This is a genomic window from Salmonella sp. SAL4457, assembly GCF_046548235.1.
GTDB lineage: Bacteria > Pseudomonadota > Gammaproteobacteria > Enterobacterales > Enterobacteriaceae > Salmonella > Salmonella enterica.
The window spans coordinates 1-261 of the sequence record NZ_JBGDZO010000742.1; the positions used below are offsets into that span (position 1 = coordinate 1).

Below are 261 nucleotides of genomic sequence, written 5' to 3' on the forward strand. Positions count from 1 at the left end.
GAAATGCTGCGGTCCGTGGATCACCTGATGCATTCGCTCGCCAGCTATATCCGCGCCATCCATGCCCTGCCCTCGCCGGTCTCGATAAGCGATGCGCAGGTCGAAGAGCAACAGCGCTGCGAGGACGGCGTCGAGATCCACAGCTGCGAAGCGCTCTACCGTTTCGACAACGGCGTGCGCCTGCGCCAGCACTGCGAGCGCGACCTCCTGCCGAGCAGCGGGGCCTGCGAGGAATGCGGGCTCGGCTACGAAGTGCTGGAT

1 protein-coding gene is annotated in these 261 nt (G+C 65.1%); it reads left to right on the top strand.

The features are described 5' to 3' along the window. Nucleotides 1–27: 27 nt before the first annotated feature. On the top strand, nt 28–261 hold a 234-nt coding region (locus tag ACLJNW_RS26135; protein WP_410961496.1), incomplete at its 3' end, for a hypothetical protein.